Source organism: Pediococcus pentosaceus (assembly GCF_001437285.1).
GTDB classification, from domain to species: Bacteria; Bacillota; Bacilli; order Lactobacillales; family Lactobacillaceae; genus Pediococcus; species Pediococcus pentosaceus.
This window is the reverse complement of record NZ_JQBF01000001.1, coordinates 200,564-216,979: the sequence shown is the minus strand read 5'-3', so window position 1 is coordinate 216,979 and position 16,416 is coordinate 200,564. Positions and strand designations below refer to the sequence as shown.

Genomic DNA, 16,416 nt, shown 5'->3' with positions numbered 1-16,416 from the left:
AAATTTTCGAAGCTTATTTAGCTTCTGGCTTAGGTTCTAAATCAGAATTTGGTTTGCGGTTATTTTGTTCTTTCCACTGTTTTTTACTTAAAACATTGTTTACGTGAAAATCGAGCTCCACAACCTTCAAACCAGTTAGACGTTCCACTTCTTCGCTAACTACATCACAAACTTGAGTGAAAATTTCACGAATATCATAGCCATACTCAACAGTTGCATTCATCTCAAGTGCCACCTGCTTTTCCCCAACTTCAGCAGTGATTCCTTGAGTTGGATCTACTTTACTTCTTAACTTATCTGTCAAACTATCAAATAGTCCGCCGTCAAAGGAAAGAATTCCGTCAACTTTTCTCGAAGCTAGACCCGCAATTTTTTCGATAACCCCTTCATCAAAGGTTAAGCTTGCTTGTGCAATTCTAGGATTGTCCATGGTTTAGCACCTCCTGAATCTTACGACGATTTTTCCATGCAAACCATAAACTTGAAACAACCATCATTCCAAGTAATGATTTTAAAGGTTTATTACGATCCACTTTCTTTGCCATTAAACGTCCCCCCTAGTTCTTCTTACGATCAATGTTCAAAGCTGCCATTAGTTCTGAAATTGCCTGTGATAAAACTGACTTACCATATCTGGCACCTAGGTATCCAAGGATTCCAAGCACTCCGACCAACACTGCGCTGCCAAATCCGATCGAGACCCAGACAATTCCGAGAATCATCGCAACTAAAGCTCCTAACAATTCGCTACTCATCTAAAATCCCGCCTTCCTATATGACTTTCAGTGACTTACTGGACTGCTTACGCGGAATGATTTGAACCTTAACATGGCTCTTCATTCCTAAATGTCTTTGAATACTATCTTGAACAGTTTCTTGAATCTCTTTGGCATTCACATCATAGTTCCCATCCGATATATCTTCCACGCTTACTTGAGCTTGGATCCGATCATTTCCACGGACACGTACTTTGGTTTGAATATTACCCACTTGATGATTCTCAGCAATTGACTTATCAACAATTTGTTCCATCGACTTCTTAGGAATGGTCAATTTGCCTCTTCCGCCTTGCAATTTCAAATCTTTCTCGCTAGTTCGACTAGATAGTGCAATAATTAACATGACTAGTGCAAACAGAGCGACAATAACCCCGAATACAATTGCAACAACTTCTGTAAGGCGGCTATTTGTGGTTCTCATCGATTCAAAAAAGTCGGTAAGATAAGGAATGAACATTTCACTTGAAACGAACCAAACCGTTTGAATCAGGGTAATTACTGCCATCAAACTCAATAAAATCTTACTGGTTCGACTCATGTAATCACCTCTATCCCTTCTTACGCATTCCGAAGATAACAGATACAATTACAACTAAGATAACTGCTCCGATAATTGACGGAACGAGCGCCATACCTGCTAAGGAAGGTCCCCATGTTCCCAATAGGCTTTGTCCTAACCAAGCACCGACAAGTCCAGCAACAATATTGCCAATCCAGCCAGCCGGTAAATCACGACTAGTTAGTGCTCCTGCGATGGCACCGATAATACCACCTATAATTAATGACCATAACCATCCAAACATATAAAACAACTCCTTTCAGTTTATGCTGATAACCAATAAACGCTATTGCTTACTGGTTCACCATTAGGATATCATGTTGTCAGATTGCATATCAAAGAATATGCTTATCATTTTCATAAAATATACGATTTGAGGTAGCGATTTCTTTTTTCAAAATAGCAAAAAAAGCCCACGCTATGCTGGGCTTTTCGGTTAGAACTCGATTTAATTCACTAAAATAAATTTTTTCTTGAAAAATAAGCTGATTTTATTTACCAAACGATATTTTACTTGGTTTTACTAGCTAATTTAACAATTCCGGCAGCCATAATTAGAGCTCCGCCTGCCAAATTAAGTACGCCACCGACAATTTCTAAAACCCCACTACCTTTTTCGTTCTTACGCATTATCTTTCCTCCAATTATTAAAAAAGTGCTCGAAATATTGTAAGCACTTACTATTTTAACTATTTTGTTTTAAACTTATTATATAACTTTTAGAAATTAGGTGACTATAGTGATAAAAATGATTGCTACGGATATGGATCAAACCTTCCTTGACAACCAAAATCAATACAATAAACAACGTTTTAGTGAAATTTTTCAAGAAATGCAACGCCAAAATATTCACTTCGTCGCCGCTAGTGGTTCTCAACATGAGCGCCTTCAAGCGCTGTTTGAACCTCAAGCTGAGCAGATGGATTTCATCTCCCAAAATGGCTCCATCATCTATTCCGGCAACGAATTAATCGATGTGCAACAAATCTCTCCAAGACTTCTTCAAGACACATTAGATTCGATTAACCAAGCTTTTGGTCCAGATGAGATCTTAATTAATATTTGTGGCTTAAATAGTTCATATGTAGATACAAATACTACTCCAGACGTTATGAATTTCATCAAAAATTTTTACAAAGAAATTCAAACTGTCGATGATATTAATCATTTTACTAAGAGCGGAATTGAAGATCCGATTGTCAAAATTGCTCTTAGCTTTGAAGATAGTCCTAATATCAATCAAAAAATTGAGCGTTTACGAAGTCTTCTAGATCCTACGTTGGGGAGTTTAAGCTCGGGGTTCAATACTGAACTAATCGGTTTCAGTCACGTAGATAAATCAACTGCACTTCAGCATTTAATGCAAAGATATAACGTAAACGCAGATGAATTGGTGACTTTTGGTGACAACGAAAATGACTTACGAATGTTACAAATGACTCCTAATGGATATGCTATTCAAAATGCCTTTTCTAAGGTCAAAGCAGTAGCTAACCATTTAACTCGATATGATAATGAACATGATGGTGTATTAGACACCCTAGAAAAACTATTATAAAAAATCGGCGGTCAATTAACTTTTGAGCTTAATTTCAAAAGTTTTGACAACGCCGATTTTTTTAGTTAAATTCACTTAAAATTGCTTGGTACGCCACAACCGGGTCCTCAGATTGAGTAATTGGTCTACCTACCACAATAGCTGAGCTTCCTGCTTTGGCAGCTTCCGCAGGAGTCATCGTCCGTTTTTGATCACCCTTTGCTGCTCCGGCAGGTCGAATTCCAGGTGTCACAAACAGAAAATCTTCTGGAAGTTGGGGTTTTAAATAACTAACTTCGTTTGGAGAACAAATTACACCATCTCCGCCAGCCGTACTAGTCAATTTTGCTAGGCTAAGTACTTGATCTGCCATTGGTAAACTAACATTCTGTTCTTCACTTAGTTGCTTTTCTGAAATAGAAGTTAATTCCGTTACTGCTAATAGTTTAGGCGTTGGTAAGTCTACTTCTCTAGCTCCAACAACCAATCCTCGTTTAGCCGCTCGAATCATATCAGAACCACCCATCGCATGGATTGTTGTGTATTGAACCCCCATTCGACCTAATTGTATCATTGCTTTTTCTACCGTATTAGGAATATCGTTCAATTTTAAATCAAGAAAGATGTCATGCCCTTTTTGACGCATATCTCGAACGATTTCGGGACCCATTCCGTAGAAAAGTTCCATTCCCAATTTAATGGTTAACTTCAAATGTTCCGGAAATTGCTCCAAGAATTGGTTAAGTTCTCCCCGATCCTTAAAATCTAGCGCAATCATAACTGGTTTTTCCATAAAAACTCCATTCTGAACCGCTCTTAACATCAAAAAACACCGCAAGGTCTAGGTATGCTAACCAGCACCTAGTTTGCGGTGTATTCGCTAGCTTATCAATCTCTCTGGATCGATTTAAAGCGACTCGATTTATTTACATTCATGCTACTTGCCTAGCCTTTGAATGTCAAGGTTCTAAAAATGGTAAAATGGTGTTATAAATTAATTAAGGAGTTCAACATGATTAAGAGTGTAATTCATGATCAACAAATTTTATCTCAAACGTCAATTCCCGCTACCAAACAAGATTTATCCGTAGTAATGGATTTGATGGATACTTTAAAAACCAATAGCGAACGTTGCGTGGGAATGGCCGCTAACATGATTGGCGTTCATAAAAGAATCATCGTTGTCACTATGGGAATGATGAACGTCCCCATGATCAATCCTGTCATTCTCAAAAAGGGTAATCCATATACCACTGAAGAAGGCTGCCTGTCATTAACCGGTGAACGTTCCACCACTCGTTACGACGAAATCGAAGTTCAGTATCTTGATTTAGAATTTAAAAAACATACCCAAAAATTTAAAGAATTCATCGCCCAAATTATTCAACATGAAGTTGATCATTGTGATGGAATTATTATTTAGTTTCGGAGAACTAGCATTAATTTGCTAGTTTTTTTAATTTATCACCAGTTTATTCCAAACAAAAAAGCCCATCCATTTTAGGGGGCTTCTCCATTAAATATCTTTTAGCATAATTAAATCACGTTGCAAATCATTACCTAATTGAAAAACATGTTCTCCAACTTGGTTAAAACCTTGAGTTTGGTAAAATTTCTTAGCAGCTTCGTTATGCTCCCAAACGCCTAACCAAATTTTACGTTTGTGGTTTTCTTGTGCAACCTTAAGTGCCTGTTGCATTAATCTAGAACCAATTCCCAAACGTTTAAATTGCTGACGCACGTAAATCCGCTCAACTTCCAAAGTGTCGGGCCCCATTTTTTCTGACTGGGCTTCATCTATGTTGACTTTTAAATACCCTACAAGCTGATCAGCTTGCTTAGCAAAAAAGAAGTAGGATGCATCATTAGTAATTTCTGAAGTTAGCTGTTTGAAATTGTATGCTTTTTGATAGTATTGGTCTAGATCTTCAGAACTGTTATCTGCGCCAAAAGTATCGCCAAAAGTCTCAATACTTATCTTTTGTAACGCTTCTACTTCTTCAACTTGTACTTTTTGAATATCGATTGTCATTCAATTTACCTCAATATTTTCTATGATGACCACTTTTTACATAGTTCCAGTCGATACTAACGTTTCGTTCGACTTTCTCCAACATTGCTTTCAATGCTGTAGCTTCTGCATCCGTAAATCCTGCCAGCGCCATTCTACTCGAATAGCTATTTTCGCGTTTAATCGTTGGATATACTGCCTTACCTTGTTCAGTGGGATATAGACGTTTAATCTTATGATTGTCCCGATCAGCTCCACGTGTAATAAATCCATCCTTTTCCAATTTCATTACGGCTCGAGCTGCGGTCGTCCGATCAACTCGAATTTTTTCAGCTAATTCACCCTGGATAATTCCTGGATTTTCACATATTCGAACCAAATATAAATACTTGCCTTTGGTTAAATTTAATTCTTTAAATTCAATATTAGCAATCGAATCCAATTCTCTTGAAATTGATCCAATTGATCGTAAAATATCTTCCATAATTACTTCCCTCTGAGAGTATTTTACTTTAATTTAGTTGCAAATACAACAAAATTATTTTTTGATTGCTCGTATGATTTGTTCCACAATTAAATTTAAATCTTGTGTTTCGTTTGAATTACCGATGAATCGATGCTGAATAAAATAAATAAAAATCTGTCCAATTATGATTCTCATTACGGCTGGAAAATCCAATTCAGGTCGTAATTGTCCTGTTTTATTTAAGTTCTCTCTTACATTTTCAATGACTGATTTTCCAGGTTCATTTATCACTCCAAAAAATAAATCTCGAATATCACGATTAGTTAGCAACTCTGTAATTAAAATTAGAATTGCGTCTTCATTGTCTCGTACAAATTGATAACGGTTATAAACAAAGAAACGTACCATATCTTCCAAGTCAGTGAACTGCCTTAATTCATCAATAAAACTATCCCGAAAAACTGGAAATAAATTTATAAATACCGGTTTAAGAATTCCCATCAGTAAATCTTGCTTAGTCTTAAAGTATTTAAATATAGTTGCCTGACTAATTTCAGCTTTTTCAGCAATTTGGGCTGTCGAAGTTCCATTAAATCCCTGTTTAGCAAATAAATCTAACCCTGCTAAAAGAGCTTTTTTCTGACCCTTAGGAAGCTTTTGCTCATCAAGCCACGTTTTATAATTATCAAATATGATTGCACTACTCATTATTTACACCTTCCGATATCGTTTCAATCCAACGATATTTAAAATAGTTAAGATAACTAGAAAAATTAATAACACTCCAATATCTCCCCCCAAAGCTGAAAGTCGGGCTCCTCGCATAATAATATTGCTAACCGCATCGCCGGCATACTTAAGTGGAATAATATAAGATATTTTTTGAACCCAATCAGCCATCGTATCTAACGGAATAATTCCAGCAAAGAAAACTTGAGGTACTATCACAATTGGAATAAATTGCATCATCTGGAATTCAGAATGGGCAAAAGTAGAAAGTAGAATTCCAAATGCTAGAGCGACTAAAGCTAATAGCAAGTTGATAACAATAATGCTCCCAATATTGCCAACCACTTCCACTCCTAATAATCCAATAGTTACCAATACGATCACTATGGTTTGTAATATAGCAATTATCCCATAACTTAGCATATAGCCAAATACAATTTCAGAACGTTTAACTGGAGTCGCTAAAAGTCGATCTAAAGTTCCACTTGTTCTCTCTTTCAAAAGCGCCATCCCAGAAACTAGGAAGACAAAGAAGAAAACGAAGAAGCCCATTAAAATTGGTAAAATCTTATCAAAGAAGCTGGTGTTAGCATCACCATACACATAATGATTTTTAATTTTCGGACTAGCTTGAGTTGCGGGCATGCTTTTGGTTTTAACTGATTTTTTAGTAACTAAAGCTAACTTCGTTTGAAGTTCATTTAAAGCCCGGTTACTCTGTTCTAAATGTTTTTTAAGCTGTTTAATATTATTCACAGTAACCGCATTTTTGAACGCCATCTTAGTAGTGGCTGTTTTAGTTGCATCAGTATTAGCATAAGTTATATTAAAATTATTGCCGTCTTTTTCAATAATTGCATCTGTCTTTTCAGCTTTTAATGCTATTTTCGCCGTTTTTTCTGAGTCATATTGATGAATTTTTACATGTTTAATCGTATTTAAATTTTGGTTCAACTCATGTGAAATACCTACCGTTCCTACTTTCACATTTGTTGTACCGCTATTGTTAAAAATAAAACTCATTAATACTAAAATTAAAATTGGAGCTAAAAACATTAACGCTAAAGTTCGTTTATCCCGCATTAACTCTTTTAAAACACGATTTGTAATTGCAATAATCCTCATTATTCTGCTCCTTCCGCCTTCAAAAAGACATCTTCAATAGACGGTACATCATACTGTCGTTTTAAATTTTTAGGGCTATCTAAAGCAATCACGTTTCCGTCCAGAATCAGCGCTACTTCGTCAACTTGTTCAGCTTCATCCATCACATGCGTAGTAATCAAAATGCTTTGTCCGTTATTTTTTATCCGTTTTAATTCTCGCCATATTTTCCGTCGTAACGCGGGGTCAATTCCTACCGTTGGTTCATCCAAAATCAATAACTTAGGATTACCCAATAAAGCAATTCCTAAAGATAATCTACGCATCATTCCACCAGAATATCCTTCAACCCGTTTATTAAGCGCATCTTTTAAATCAACTACTTCTGCAACATGATCAATTTGCAATTGTAGTTCACTCGATTTGATACCTTTCATTTTGGCATAAAATTTTAAGTTCTCAAAACCGGTTAAAGTCATGTACAATGCGTCCGTTTGGGCCATATAACCAATTTTAGATAATAATTTACGGTTGGGCATTTTAGCCTCAAAAATTTCTGCGGTACCTTTATCAGCCACTTCCATGCCCAACGCAATTTTGATAATTGTAGATTTTCCTGAACCAGAGGGCCCAATCAATCCCACAATTTGTCCTTGCTGGACATTAAGGTTGATATTTTTTAAAACATTTTGTTTTCCAAAACTTTTAACAATATTTTTTAACTCAATTATTGATTTATTCATAAAAATTCTCCTTAACCGAATTAAGTGAGTGATTACTCACTTACTGGTTGGAGTATAAAATATATTTATTTTTTAGTCAATAACTTCTAACTTCATTTGAAGTTCAATTGTGAGAAAATATAATAAATTACAAATTAATGCTTGCTAGTTAAGCTGATCTTTTCATTCTGGGATTACTAGTTAGTGATTCCTTCAATATTTACATATTATGGAAACTTTTTGACAATAAAATTCAACATAACCGCCTATTAATTACCCTAGTTATACAGATGATTACCTTCTTATTTTTAGTTTTAATCGGGGCGACCATTAACTGTTGGTTGTGTAGTTTTAACTATTTGTGGAATTTTAATTACGCAAAGACCATTAGTAAATAAAAAGACAGCTACCTCAGATTGAGACAGCTGTCTTACTATTTTATTCGAATATTTTCTTTGCTAAACCAAATGCTGACCATGCCTTAGGCCAACCTGCATAAAACGAAAGATGTGTAATTAGTTCTACCATTTCATCCTTAGTTACGCCATTTTCTTTAGCAATCTTCATGTGTGCTTCTAATTGGGGAAATAAGCCTTGCGACATCAGACTTGCGCATGTAATCATACTCCGATCACGAGCTGAAAGCTGGTCTTCACGTGACCAAACTTCACCGAATAATACATCGTCATTCAATTCTGCAAATTTTGGTGCAAATTCACCTAATTGTTCGCGTCCTGCGGTCTGTTTTTTAACCATTATTTGCCCTCCTCAACTGCCTTATATTGTTCATCGCTAACTGCTTCAAGCCATTCTGGTGTTCCAGCAGTGATCGCTACATGTGCAAACCAACTATCTTTAGTTGCGCCATGCCAGTGCTTTACACCATCATGGGTTACTACAACATCACCAGCTGTAAGATGGCGTGCTGGTTGTCCTTCTTCTTGGTACCAGCCTTCTCCACCCGTTACTAGTAAAATTTGGAATCCATCATGATGAATATGCCAGTTGTTACGGCAACCAGGCTCAAAAGTAACATTTCCAACTCCAACATTAACTTCGGGGTCTGAAACAAGCCCCTGTAGATAACTTTGTCCTACAAAGTATTTTGCGTATGCATCATTTTTAGGCCCAGCGGGGAAAATAACCCCGTTTTTTACTGCTTCATTTTTCATAATTAAACTGCTCCTTTTAAATTAAATTTAACTGTTCTAACCAATTTGCTACTGCTTGATCTGCCTTATTTACTTTGGAACCCTGTACTGCTAACCCTAGCTTAATCTCTGTGTCTGGGAAAATTGCTTTTAATTCGTTGATACTGTTTCCCAATCCACTCCCTTCACTGGTACAAAAAGGATAAATTACTCGTGGTGCAACCAGCTGTTCCTTTAAAAATTTTTTAACCACATTGGGTAACTCACCAAACCAGATTGGTGTCCCCAGTATTAAAACATCATCACTAATTTCATGGTTTATGCTAGCTTCAGGGAAAATACTGTGTTCATGTTCATCTTTAGCACGTTCCACCAATGCTTCGTAACTTATCGGATATGGTTTTTTTGGCATAATCCGATTTGATGGCAAATTTAATTGCCCAGCAATTTTTCGCATCAGAATTTCAGTATTTCCATCTTCAGCATGGGTAAAATAAGCTATTTCCACTATGCACCTCCGATTAGAAAAAGCCTTAACATCTTTCGACAAAAATAATGTTAAGACTTTTTATGTAATTCGTAAAATGCTTATTTTATCCATTTCTATGCTTTGAAAGCATGGTAGAAGTAATTAATAAATTTATTTACTACCGGTGATAGATTACGCTCCCGCTTCCAAACTAAAACGCAGTTAGTATTAACTTCCGGCTCTAACGGAATGAATTTAACTCCATCCGGATGGGTATTCCTAGTTGATCCTTCAATAATGAACGCTTGAGCTACTTGACGTTTCACTAGTGGGAGCACATTAAAGGTTAAATTATAATGACCGACAACATTTAATTGTTGATAGTCAATCTTGCTCCATTTTGAAATTAATTCCTGAACTTCAGGACGTCCTGACACTAACAACGGCATCCCCATTAAATCAGTCGGTACAATTTTATCTTTCTGAGCAATATACGATGCTTTGGAAACTAATAATCCCCATTTTTCAGTACGGGGAAGTACAATTTCGTGATATTTTTCTGTGGCGATGGGCTTAATTAAAACTGCAACATCCACTAAGCCCTTATCTAAACGCTCTGTGATGTCGTCACTAGTCCCACTGTAAATGGTAAATGTAACTTGCGGATAATCTCGGATAAAATCCTCTAAGATTAAGGCTAAAGTATCAGAATTATCGGCTTCAATGCACCCAATAGTGATATGTCCACTAAAGAGTTGCTTTTTACGGTTTTCGAATTCTAAACTTGTTTGCTGGGTTAGCTCTAAAATTTCTTCTGCACGGGATTTTAGAAACATGCCTGCTTCTGTTAGTTGAATCTGGCGTCGCCCCCGAATAAATAACTCCGTTCCAAATTCTTCTTCTAATTCTTTGATTTGTCGACTTAAAGTAGGTTGGGTAATGTGCAAAGCTTCCGCTGCCTTAGAAACCGTTCCTTCTTCTGCGATTGTCCAAAAATAACGCAGAGTTCTAATTTCCATTTCCCAATCCTCCAATTTTTTATACTATACTTAATATACAACATACAATAAAAGGAGCCTAGCTACATGAGTAATATATACGTTAAAAAAGCTCAACCTCAAGATTTACCCGCCATCATGAAAATTATTGATAACGCCAAAGCTTTATTGAAAGCGGATGGTAGTCCTCAATGGCAAGATGGAAGTCCCGATGAGACTACTTTCATCAACGACATTAATCATGGAAATTGTTGGGTACTGAAAGTCGATAATCAAATTGCAGGTACCGCCACTTTACTGACCACCCCGGATGCCAACTACGAAAATATTTCAGACGGTCAATGGAAAAATACTAGTGCACCATATGCTACTATTCACCGAATTGCTATTTCGCCTGACTACCGCGGAATGTCTCTCGGCAAGTTCTTCCTATCCAATTTAATCACCTTAGGAACGCACGCTGGGATTAATAATTTCCGGATTGATACGCACGAACTTAATCAGCGAATGCAACACCTTGTTCAACAATTTAATTTTGAATACACCGGTATTATCTATGTTAACCCTACCGAAGATGGTCGACGTTTAGCCTTTGAACTAAATTTGGAAAACTAAATTTAACTTGTTACAATAATTAAATCAAATTTTGAAAGGGAGGAGTCTATTTGGCCTACGTTGGTTTTATCGCATCTGCTACCGTAATTAAATTAGGACGTTTTTCTGCATAATAAAATTTAAGGAGATTTAAAATGAAAAACGTCCGAAAACAAGTTCCATCTTTACTATTAATTATCGTTCTGGTTGGTTTTCCACAAATTAGTGAGTCCATCTTTACCCCTGCCTTACCAGCTTTAAGTTCGGCTCTGCAGGTTACCGCTCAGACGGGGCAATTAACCATGAGTTCTTATTTCATCGCTTTTGCCCTAGGTGTTTTATTCTGGGGTAGTTACTCTGACCGTGTCGGTCGGCGTCCAGCGATGTTAGCAGGACTAATCGTTTACCTAGCTGGTAACATTGGATTACTGTGCGCTCCTAATTTTGCAATCCTAATTCTGTTTCGATTGGTCCAATCCTTTGGTGCCAGCGTCGGTTCTGTCGTAACACAATCCATCATGCGCGAATCCTTTGCTGGTACAACCGGGGCGAAAGTATTCGCTAAAGTTGAGGCTGCCTTAGCCCTCTCCCCTGCAATGGGACCATTATTAGGCGGAGTTACTCAGACTTATTTTGGTTATCGTAATGTATTTTCTGTCTTAATTGTCATGGCAGTTAGTTTATATCTATATACACTCCGACGACTACCAGAAACTAATATCCAATTGTCTAACGTTACTCGTCAACCGGCATTAAAACCTATTGTTATGCGTCTTTTAACTGATCCAAACGTTTGGGTCTACGGCTTACTAATTAGTGGAATTAATGGCATTCTCTTCAGTTTCTATGCTGAAGCACCTTTTATCTTTATTGAACATTTTCATCTTAGTTCTATCCAATATGGTGTTTTAGGAGTAGTGATTGCCTTATCTAGTATTTTCGGTTCTATAACCATTAATCACCTAGTTGCCAAGATCAGCGCCATTCAAATTACCAAATGGGGATTAATCCTAGCCATGTTTGGAGCCTTCCTATTAGTGGGTGCCAGTTGGATTGGAAATATTTACCTCTTTATTTTATGTATTTTTATCGTCTTTTTTGGTTTATATATTACACTTCCAATGGCACTTAATTTAGCACTCGTTGGTTACGAAGACGTGATTGGGGTAGCTAGTGGTATCTTTAGTTTTGGGTACTATATTTGTATCAGTTTCTTCACCTATCTAATTAGTGCATTTCATACCGGATGGATTGGAATCTTACCCTTGTATATCCTAGCAATTACAGTCGTAATGTTACTTAGCTATGAGTTACGTTTTAAAAATAAATAATCCATAAAATCAAAAAGACGCTTCTAATTTTAATTTAGAAACGTCTTTTTCGGTCATCTTATGCAGCTTGCATGGCACTGATCAATTCATCGATCACTTTTCTATATTCTAATTGCTTGGTGTTAAAGCGATTGTCTGAAAGCTCAATCAGTTCTCTATTTAATTCATAAAAACGATTAATTAATGCTAGTTCTTGTTCAGATTTTAGATTAGGTCGGATTGCAATGCTTTCTTGATAAGCTTGCATTAAAAATACTCGACATTGACTTCCATCGTAAATAACTTTACTAGCATTTTGAAGCTGGGTGATTAAATATTTAAACATCGTATTTTTCCTTTATCAAATTAGATTAAAGTGGCCTTTTTTTCTTCTTTTAAAACATCATTCATGCGACCAGACTTGAAACCATCTACATCAAGAGTAACGTAGTTGAAGCCCAATCCTTTCATGAATTCTGACATTTCATCCTTCTTAGCTAATAATTTGGCAAATTCTACTTCTGGAACTTCAACTCGTACTAAATCGCTGTGCACACGAACACGAACAACTGGGAAACCAGCGTTACGTAGCCATTTTTCTCCAGCAAATACGTTGTTTACTGCTTCTGCAGTAAGCTTTGTACCATATGGGAAACGTGAAGCAACACTACATGAAGCTACCTTGTTCCAGTTAGAAATTCCACGATCTTTAGCAAGTTCACGAATTTCACTCTTGTATAAGTCAGCATCTTGTAGTGAACTTACGATGCCTTCTTCTGTACGAGCCTTCATACCAGGACGGAAATCAGCATTATCATCCATGATCATTCCGTCAAGCACGATATCAAAGCCTTTTTCTGCTGCTGCCTTTTTAATAGTTCTGTATAACAATTGCTTACTGTAATACCAGCTTTCTGGTGTATTAGCTGCAATTCTTTCATCAGCTAATTCACTCATGCTAACTCCCATTGCGTTTGCACCAAGGTCCTTAGCCAATTCCAAAGCCTTATTGTATTCATCATCCAAGAACAATTCTGAGTTAACTACCATAGCTAACACATTGTCTTTTCCTAATTCGTCTACAGCCACTTTAAGTAAGTATGTACTATCAATTCCGCCTGAATAAGCGATTGCAACTCTTTGCTTTGATGCTAAATCCTTAATTAAATTATTTTCTTTTGCTTCTAAGTCAGTCATAATAATGTTTCTCCTTTAATTATCGATTTTTTTAGTAAATGTGTAAGTAAAATCTAACAAAAGCTGCTGCCAAAATTGAACCAACAAATGGTGCAGTTCCTGGAACAATTAGACCATATTGCCAATCATTATTAGCTTTATTTTTAATAGGAAGTAATTGGAATGCTAAGCGCGGTCCCAAGTCACGAGCTTGGTTCATCGCGAATCCTGTCGTACCTCCAAGTCCCATACCAATGGCCCATACTAAGAGTCCCACGGCTATTGGTGACATTGAATCGTAACCATGAACGATTGCTAGAATTGATGTTAGGAAAACGAATGTAGCGAATGTTTCAACAAAATAGTTACGTGGTAAATTACGTAAGTTAGGATTAGTTGAGAAAATATTTCTAATTGCGATTGGATCAATTGAACCTTCTGATTCTTTAAAGTGATCAGCATACATAATGTAAACGATCACCGCTCCAACTACACCACCCAATACTTCGGCGATTGTATAAGGAATAAAGTAACTCCAAGGAATCATACCTAAAATCGCTTGAGTAAGCGCCATAGCAGGGTTAATACATACGCCACCAAAAATAAATAACACAACTGAAATACCAAATGCCCAAGTTGTAATTGCAAATAAGTGACCTGAACCGGCATATTTAGTTTTCTTTAAAACTTCGTCACAATGAACTCCCACACCAAAAATTATCATAAGGGCTGTTCCCATAAATTCGGCTAATAGATGATTTACCATTAAATTAAACTCCTTTGTTATCTACTTAATATAAATTCTGTATTTTTTTATATGTTGCTTGTAATGACCAATCATTTTTAGTTGCTATTTTTTCGCAGTCATCAAATTCTGGTTTAAATTTTTCAATATCTTGATATTGATATTTTTTAATTCGTAAATTTTCATTTTCGAATTGAACTTCTTTAAATTCTCTTTTCATAATCCGACGTTGCATGCCCTGATAACGAAAACCTGCTGTATTGGTATGCTTGAAAATTAAATAACTGATTTCGTCAAAGGCTTCAGGTTTCACCAAAACATTTAGCAAAATAGCTGGCCGATTTTTCTTCATCTGGATTGATGAACAAAAAACATCTAGAGCTCCATGTTCTAACAAGATATCCATAGCATATCCAATTTGCTCTGGAGTTTGATCGTCTAAATTAGCTTCAATTTTGATGATGTCGTCATGATTAGTTTTTACTTCCTGATTACTGTGTTCCACAGTTAGCAATGAACCCCGTAAGGCATTAAATTTTCCTGTTTCTCGTTTTCCAAAACCATAACCCACCTGACTAAAGTACATGTTTTCTGGGGCCGTAAATTCTGGGGCGATTTCTTTAAACAAAGCTAATCCCGTAGGAGTTACCAATTCCGTTTTAATATCAAAATCTTGAACGATTTTTAATGGATAATTTTTGCGTAATTGCATTACTGCTGGAACTGGAACTGGCATTTCTCCATGTGCAACGTGAATCGTGCCACTCCCTTCAGTAATCGATGTCGAATAAACCTTATCGATTTTTAATTGCTCCCAAAGAATGAAGAAACTAATGATATCTACAATCGAGTCCACAGCTCCAATTTCATGAAAATGGATTTTATTAACATCCGCATTATGTACAGCTGCTTCCGCTTTAGCAATATCTTTGAAAACATTGCTGCTGTGCTTTTTGACTATGCCAGAAAGATCACTACTTTCAATCAAGCCCAGAATTTCAGTCAATCCACGACTTTCATGATGATGGTGGTGATGACCATGGTGTGAATGTTCATGGTGGTCGTGGTGGTCAAAATCGCCTTTTATTCCAGTATCTTTATGCTGGTGAGCAATTTGAACATCGAAATCCATCCCAAAAATACTACTTTTATTAGTTCTTTCAACTTGAATTGTATAGTCTTCAAGCGTAAATTTACTTAATTCTTCCTTTAATAAATCTAAATTACCCCCAAGATCCAAAAGAAGTCCATTAAGCATATCTCCACTTAGACCAGAGAATGGTTCTAAATATAAAGCTCGCATAAAAATTATTCTCCTTCTCTGATTTTATTGATAATGCTAGCGTTATAAGCTGCCCCAAAACCATTATCAATGTTGACAACACTTACCCCAGATGAACAACTATTCAACATGCTAAATAACGCCGTGATTCCGTCTAAGTTAGTTCCATAACCTACACTGGTGGGAACCGCAATTACCGGCTTGTCCACTAAGCCACCGACTACGCTGACTAAAGCACCTTCCATTCCAGCAATCACAATAACTACTGAAGCATTTTTGATGTCGTCTAAGTTAACAAATAACCGATGAATTCCAGCGACACCAACGTCATAGATTCGCTTGACAGAATTGCCAAAAGTTTCAGCTGTGATAGCTGCCTCTTCGGCCACTCCAATATCAGAAGTACCCGCAGTTACAATAGCAATGTATCCATCTGTTAATTTGCTAGATGGATTTAAAACAAAACACCGCGCGTCTTTATGATAGATTCCGTCAGGAAATTTCTGCTCTAAAACTACCGCTTTTTCAGCAGAAACTCGCGTCGATAGAATTGCCTTGCCTTCGGTTAAAAGATCTTCGGTTATCGCTACAATTTGCTCAACCGTTTTGCCTTCCCCGTAGATTACTTCTGGATAGCCGTTTCGGGCTTTACGTTGTGTATCCACTTTGGCAAAACCGAGTTCAGAAAACCCAGATAATTGCTTAGCTGCTTCTGATATTGATAGTTCTTCGTTTTTAACGGATTGTAGTATTTTAGTTACATTCATCTTTGTTTAGCCTCTTA

24 protein-coding genes are annotated in these 16,416 nt (G+C 36.7%); 4 read left to right on the top strand and 20 right to left on the bottom strand.

Translation table 11 applies throughout. From position 1 onward, the window contains the following. Nucleotides 1-13 precede the first annotated feature (13 nt). From IV86_RS01055 to IV86_RS01040, 5 genes are read right to left on the bottom strand one after another with little or no spacing between them, the layout of a single operon-like run. Nucleotides 14-430, bottom strand: coding sequence for an Asp23/Gls24 family envelope stress response protein (locus IV86_RS01055; RefSeq protein ID WP_002832904.1), 417 nt, complete (start codon nucleotides 428-430; stop codon nucleotides 14-16). Continuing rightward, on the bottom strand, nucleotides 417-545 hold the full coding sequence (locus IV86_RS08885; protein WP_011673798.1) for a hypothetical protein: 129 nt from the start codon (nucleotides 543-545) through the stop codon (nucleotides 417-419). Before IV86_RS08885 ends, IV86_RS01055 begins: the two co-directional genes overlap by 14 nt. Before the next feature lie 12 nt (nucleotides 546-557). After that, nucleotides 558-755 (bottom strand): hypothetical protein, encoded by a 198-nt coding sequence (locus IV86_RS01050; RefSeq protein WP_002832903.1) that lies wholly within the window; start codon nucleotides 753-755, stop codon nucleotides 558-560. Between the two features lie 16 nt (nucleotides 756-771). Continuing rightward, complete coding sequence (gene amaP / locus IV86_RS01045; protein WP_023440787.1) at nucleotides 772-1,317, bottom strand: alkaline shock response membrane anchor protein AmaP; 546 nt, start codon at nucleotides 1,315-1,317, stop codon at nucleotides 772-774. 10 nt (nucleotides 1,318-1,327) lie between these two features. Continuing rightward, complete coding sequence (locus tag IV86_RS01040) at nucleotides 1,328-1,582, bottom strand: GlsB/YeaQ/YmgE family stress response membrane protein (protein ID WP_002832900.1); 255 nt, start codon at nucleotides 1,580-1,582, stop codon at nucleotides 1,328-1,330. 504 nt (nucleotides 1,583-2,086) lie between these two features. Here IV86_RS01040 and IV86_RS01035 point away from each other — a divergent pair. Next, complete coding sequence (locus IV86_RS01035; RefSeq protein WP_002832899.1) at nucleotides 2,087-2,896, top strand: HAD-IIB family hydrolase; 810 nt, start codon at nucleotides 2,087-2,089, stop codon at nucleotides 2,894-2,896. Between the two features lie 61 nt (nucleotides 2,897-2,957). Here the strand turns inward: IV86_RS01035 and pyrF are convergent, their stop codons facing one another. Next, nucleotides 2,958-3,668, bottom strand: coding sequence for an orotidine-5'-phosphate decarboxylase (gene pyrF / locus IV86_RS01030; RefSeq protein WP_002832898.1), 711 nt, complete (start codon nucleotides 3,666-3,668; stop codon nucleotides 2,958-2,960). Nucleotides 3,669-3,887: 219 nt separating this feature from the next. Between pyrF and IV86_RS01025 the strand changes: the two genes are divergently transcribed. Continuing rightward, nucleotides 3,888-4,298: a peptide deformylase gene (locus tag IV86_RS01025; protein WP_002832897.1), complete on the top strand. Its 411-nt coding sequence runs from the start codon at nucleotides 3,888-3,890 to the stop codon at nucleotides 4,296-4,298. Between the two features lie 93 nt (nucleotides 4,299-4,391). Here IV86_RS01025 and IV86_RS01020 read toward each other — a convergent pair whose 3' ends face one another. The 9 genes from IV86_RS01020 to IV86_RS00980 all read right to left on the bottom strand — a co-directional run bounded on the left by IV86_RS01020 (nucleotide 4,392) and on the right by IV86_RS00980 (nucleotide 10,546). Next, entirely contained in the window at nucleotides 4,392-4,907 is a 516-nt protein-coding gene (locus IV86_RS01020; protein WP_002832896.1) for a GNAT family N-acetyltransferase, read from the bottom strand. A 10-nt stretch (nucleotides 4,908-4,917) separates the two neighbouring features. After that, complete coding sequence (locus IV86_RS01015) at nucleotides 4,918-5,370, bottom strand: MarR family winged helix-turn-helix transcriptional regulator (protein WP_002832894.1); 453 nt, start codon at nucleotides 5,368-5,370, stop codon at nucleotides 4,918-4,920. 54 nt (nucleotides 5,371-5,424) lie between these two features. Beyond that, entirely contained in the window at nucleotides 5,425-6,060 is a 636-nt protein-coding gene (locus tag IV86_RS01010) for a TetR/AcrR family transcriptional regulator (RefSeq protein WP_002832893.1), read from the bottom strand. A gap of 3 nt (nucleotides 6,061-6,063) precedes the next feature. Next, on the bottom strand, nucleotides 6,064-7,206 hold the full coding sequence (locus IV86_RS01005) for an ABC transporter permease (RefSeq protein ID WP_002832892.1): 1,143 nt from the start codon (nucleotides 7,204-7,206) through the stop codon (nucleotides 6,064-6,066). Further along, nucleotides 7,206-7,928, bottom strand: coding sequence for an ABC transporter ATP-binding protein (locus tag IV86_RS01000; protein WP_056979298.1), 723 nt, complete (start codon nucleotides 7,926-7,928; stop codon nucleotides 7,206-7,208). Before IV86_RS01000 ends, IV86_RS01005 begins: the two co-directional genes overlap by 1 nt. 417 nt (nucleotides 7,929-8,345) lie before the next feature. After that, nucleotides 8,346-8,663, bottom strand: coding sequence for a carboxymuconolactone decarboxylase family protein (locus IV86_RS00995; protein WP_002832890.1), 318 nt, complete (start codon nucleotides 8,661-8,663; stop codon nucleotides 8,346-8,348). Then, nucleotides 8,663-9,079, bottom strand: a complete 417-nt coding sequence (locus IV86_RS00990; protein ID WP_002832889.1) for a cupin domain-containing protein — start codon at nucleotides 9,077-9,079, stop codon at nucleotides 8,663-8,665. The genes IV86_RS00995 and IV86_RS00990 overlap by 1 nt, the downstream gene beginning before the upstream one ends. 16 nt (nucleotides 9,080-9,095) lie before the next feature. Continuing rightward, entirely contained in the window at nucleotides 9,096-9,566 is a 471-nt protein-coding gene (locus IV86_RS00985; RefSeq protein WP_002832888.1) for a flavodoxin family protein, read from the bottom strand. A 95-nt stretch (nucleotides 9,567-9,661) separates the two neighbouring features. Then, nucleotides 9,662-10,546: a LysR family transcriptional regulator gene (locus IV86_RS00980; protein WP_029258159.1), complete on the bottom strand. Its 885-nt coding sequence runs from the start codon at nucleotides 10,544-10,546 to the stop codon at nucleotides 9,662-9,664. A 66-nt stretch (nucleotides 10,547-10,612) separates the two neighbouring features. On the opposite strand from IV86_RS00980, the gene IV86_RS00975 reads away from it, so the two are divergent. Beyond that, the gene (locus IV86_RS00975; RefSeq protein ID WP_029258160.1) at nucleotides 10,613-11,140 is read left to right on the top strand and encodes a GNAT family N-acetyltransferase; all 528 of its coding nucleotides are present in this window, start codon (nucleotides 10,613-10,615) and stop codon (nucleotides 11,138-11,140) included. A 134-nt stretch (nucleotides 11,141-11,274) separates the two neighbouring features. Continuing rightward, the gene (locus IV86_RS00970) at nucleotides 11,275-12,450 is read left to right on the top strand and encodes a multidrug effflux MFS transporter (protein WP_056979297.1); all 1,176 of its coding nucleotides are present in this window, start codon (nucleotides 11,275-11,277) and stop codon (nucleotides 12,448-12,450) included. A 58-nt stretch (nucleotides 12,451-12,508) separates the two neighbouring features. Here IV86_RS00970 and IV86_RS00965 read toward each other — a convergent pair whose 3' ends face one another. From IV86_RS00965 to larB, 5 genes are read right to left on the bottom strand one after another with little or no spacing between them, the layout of a single operon-like run. Further along, entirely contained in the window at nucleotides 12,509-12,775 is a 267-nt protein-coding gene (locus IV86_RS00965) for a hypothetical protein (protein WP_002832884.1), read from the bottom strand. Between the two features lie 20 nt (nucleotides 12,776-12,795). Next, a complete protein-coding gene (gene larE / locus IV86_RS00960) occupies nucleotides 12,796-13,626 on the bottom strand; it encodes an ATP-dependent sacrificial sulfur transferase LarE (protein WP_056979296.1) in 831 nt (276 codons plus the stop codon). A gap of 31 nt (nucleotides 13,627-13,657) precedes the next feature. Further along, nucleotides 13,658-14,371: a D/L-lactic acid transporter LarD gene (gene larD, locus IV86_RS00955; RefSeq protein ID WP_002832881.1), complete on the bottom strand. Its 714-nt coding sequence runs from the start codon at nucleotides 14,369-14,371 to the stop codon at nucleotides 13,658-13,660. Between the two features lie 25 nt (nucleotides 14,372-14,396). Continuing rightward, nucleotides 14,397-15,653, bottom strand: coding sequence for a nickel pincer cofactor biosynthesis protein LarC (larC, locus tag IV86_RS00950; RefSeq protein WP_002832879.1), 1,257 nt, complete (start codon nucleotides 15,651-15,653; stop codon nucleotides 14,397-14,399). Between the two features lie 5 nt (nucleotides 15,654-15,658). Continuing rightward, nucleotides 15,659-16,399: a nickel pincer cofactor biosynthesis protein LarB gene (larB, locus tag IV86_RS00945; protein WP_002832878.1), complete on the bottom strand. Its 741-nt coding sequence runs from the start codon at nucleotides 16,397-16,399 to the stop codon at nucleotides 15,659-15,661. Nucleotides 16,400-16,416: the final 17 nt, after the last annotated feature.